This window comes from Bathymodiolus azoricus thioautotrophic gill symbiont (assembly GCF_001298715.1).
In the GTDB taxonomy this organism is placed as follows: domain Bacteria; phylum Pseudomonadota; class Gammaproteobacteria; order PS1; family Pseudothioglobaceae; genus Thiodubiliella.
In genome coordinates this window covers 1-3575 of record NZ_CDSC02000302.1, presented here as the reverse complement: position 1 = coordinate 3575, position 3575 = coordinate 1, and the positions used below count along the sequence as shown (strand labels likewise).

At 36.4% G+C, this 3575-nt stretch carries 1 protein-coding gene; it reads left to right on the top strand.

Going from position 1 to position 3575, the window contains the following annotated elements; all coding sequences use genetic code 11:
- Positions 1-3575 (top strand): C80 family cysteine peptidase (locus BAZSYMA_RS05870; RefSeq protein ID WP_143243121.1); only part of this gene is annotated, 3575 nt, incomplete at both ends.

Sequence of the window (3575 nt, the reverse complement as noted above, 5' to 3'; positions counted from 1 at the left end):
AAAAGGCTTGAAGCTTAGTGGTGCGAATTCTGAAGGTTCATCTGATACCATTGATGTAGACAGCATTCCAGACATATTAAGTAACAAACAAGTGGATACAGAAACTGCTATTGGTTCGGGCACCTATAAAACTGCCTACAATTTTAAAAATCAACCCGATTTATTGGTATTGCTATTAAAGTCACACGATCAAGCTGCTGATATTGAAGAAGAAATAAAATGGCTAACGAAATTAGATTCACTTGGTATAAAAACACCTAAGCGCTATAAACAAATCACATTTGTTGATGAATCTGATTCTAATACCAAGCAATACGGCTTAGTTGTGCAAAAAATTAAAGGCGCACATGATATAAAATTAATGCGCAAAAAAAAGGTTCAGCTAAGCAATCATCTATTGCAAGTGCTTGATAGTAGTAACGACCAAACCCTAAGAGATATTAAAAATTTGCAGAAAATATTTGCATTAAACAACAATCTTAGTGTGTCAGATTTTCAAGGGCTTGTTGCCGAAGACGGTCAACTGTATATTATAGATCCAATGGGTGTTGTTATATCGCCTTGGAGCGCTAATCGTAACACGGATCAGTTAGATGCCTTGCAAACATTTGAACATTATATTTTAGAACGCCACAACCTTTTTACCGACAAAACACTCGATCATATTGTCTATATTGACAAACAACTTTGGGATGCACCCGATAAGACGCTAAAACAAAAAATACTAAGCGATGCAAAAGAAAAGAATAACAAAGTCATTGTTGTCTATGATTCTGCAACAGGTGAAAAAGATGTTATTCACCAACCAAGCAACAGTCAAAATTTAGATTTCGCAACCGTTGAAGTTATTAGCCGTGATAATATAAGCCCAAGTGCTGATTTAAAAAATGAACACCTTGATTTTGCCAAGCAACATGACTGGAAAGAAAGCAGCAACTCTGTTTTCCGTGTCAACACCGCTGAGGGTTATGAAGCCCTAAACCTAAAAAGCAATGACAAAAACAAACACAACATTATCTTGTCCATTGGCGAAAACAAAGTCACCAGAGATGCCGCCAAAGCGTTATTTGACAAACACCCTAACACCAGTGTCCTTGTTACACTTGATGAGCAAGGTAAGTTGGTTTTCCCAGAGGGAGAAGCATTTACGCCTGATTCCAGTGTACGACTCAATATTGTTGGACATTCAAAAAAATTGGAAGAAGTGGGGGCGACAAAGTTAGCAGATTATACCGATCAATTAGCGCAACACTACAAGATGGATTCAGTAGACAGTCACGCCTATTTGAATCGTGCTGCTTTGGTGGGTTGTAACAACGAAAGACTCAGTCAAAGTTACGCTAAAGAGCTTTACACTAGAAAATATTTAAGAAACACTAGTGTTACAGGTAGATTGGGTGATATTCATGTGAACGAAGATGGCTCTAAAACCATGAATGAGAAGGATCAAAAAATCATTCATCGTTGGGATTATGGACGCAACAGATCTACTTGGACAACGCAAAGTTCTAAGAATATTGCTAAAGTTTTAGATCATCTAAAATTGGGGTTAGATGATGAAACAACGCCAGATTCATTGATGCATAAGGATATAGGCGAATATATTGGTCGTGGTGCCATGAAAGTTGCTTACACCTTAAAAGACCACCCCGATTTGTTGTTTTTACAACTAAATGAAAGATTAGAGAATCCGTCTTCAATTGAACGATTAACAAACGAAATTGAGTGGATTAACAAATTTAGAGAAATGGGCATTAAAACGCCAAAATATTTTAAAACTCTTTCTATGATTGATGAGAATAATCAAGAACACCATGGTATTTTGGTTGAACGCATTCATAGCTCAGTATTGGTAAAACCAGGACGGTTGCCTATTCCAAAGGGGCGCACAACAGCCAAAACGCTAAGCGATATTCAAAATTTATTACAGAAATTTGATCAGCATCCAAATTTGGGTATCGGTGATTTGCAGATGTTATTAGGCAGAGATGGGCAACTTTATGTTATGGATCCATTGAACATTCACTCACCATCGTCTGAAGTTTTGTCTTGTTATTCACAGGTAGACAGGAAAGAGAATATAGAAAATTTGTTAAAGTGGAGAGATGAATCCTTAAGCACCCTAAAAGAATTTGATCAAAACAAAGGTATGCACGCCATTTTTGTTAGCAAGAAAATGTTGGAGGGCGATCCAAAATTTGAAAAAAGTCTATTAGACAAAGCACAAAAACAACAAGACCTTGTTGTTATGAGTTACGACTCAGATGGCACAACCAAAGTGCTTTACGAGCCAAAAACCAACTATAAAATAGATAGAATTGAAGTAATGGTTGATGAAAGCAATCACTTTATTAGTAAAGTTCAAATGAGATCTTTAATAAGAGGCAACCCCAAAGTGTCCAGTGATATGGTTTTTCGTCACGCACTAAAAGAAGATTTCAGCAACTATCAAAGCAACATTATCGTTCAAAACGGCAACAGCGAAGTCGCCGTCAAAGCCGCCCAAGCCCTTGCCAATAAACACCCTGAGAGTAGCATTATTGTTCATTTTGATGACAATAACAAATTGGTCACATCAGACAACGAGATTTATACCCCTAAAGGCAATGTGCGACTTAATTTTGTTGATCATGGAGAAAATTTTGCCAATGGTGAAAATGGCATGGATAAATTGACCGATAAAGTCAAGCAGATTTATGATACTTACGCCAATGAAAACACTTATTTTGATCGCATTGCTTTAGTAGGTTGTGATACTTCTCGCATCAGGCAAGGTCTAACTAGGAATTTTGCCAAAATGATTTATGACAATATACCAGCGCTAAAAACTACTGAAATAACCGGCAGAAAAGGCGACATGCAAATCAACCCTGATGGCACCAAAACCATGGAAACAGGCGGTGAAAAAATGATTTATCAGTGGAATGGTGATTTAAATGTTATTACCAGGCAAACTAAAGAGTCTAAGCGTGTGGGGGAAATATTAGAAGGTTTGAAACTTGGTGGTGCGAACTCCAAAGGATCACCTGATACAGACAACATCCCAAATACATTAAACAGCGATCAAGTAGATACAGAAACTGTTGTTGGTCAAGGTGTATTTAAAACTGCCTATAATTTTAAAGATAGACCTAATTTATTGGTGTTGCTATTAACCTCAGGTTTTGAAGCCAGCGAGATTGAAGAAGAAATAAAACACTTAAAGAAACTAGATTCGCTTGGTATAAAAACACCTAAATTTTACAAAAAAATCACATTTATAGATAAATCTAACACTACGAAACACGGTTTAGTCGTGCAAAAAATTAAAGGCGCACAAGATATAATGTTATCGTACAAAAGTTTGATTCCGAAAGGAGACTCTCTGTTAAAAATACTTAATAATAGCAGCAATCAAACTTTAGAAGACATTCAACATCTGCAAAAAATATTCGCAAAAAATGCTACATTGTCTATATCAGATTTTCAAGGGCTTATTGCTGAAGATGGTCAATTGTATATTATGGATCCACAGGGTATTGATTTAAGTGAAAAGGAACATTTAGATCAGTTAAATGCTTTACAAGCACTTAAAC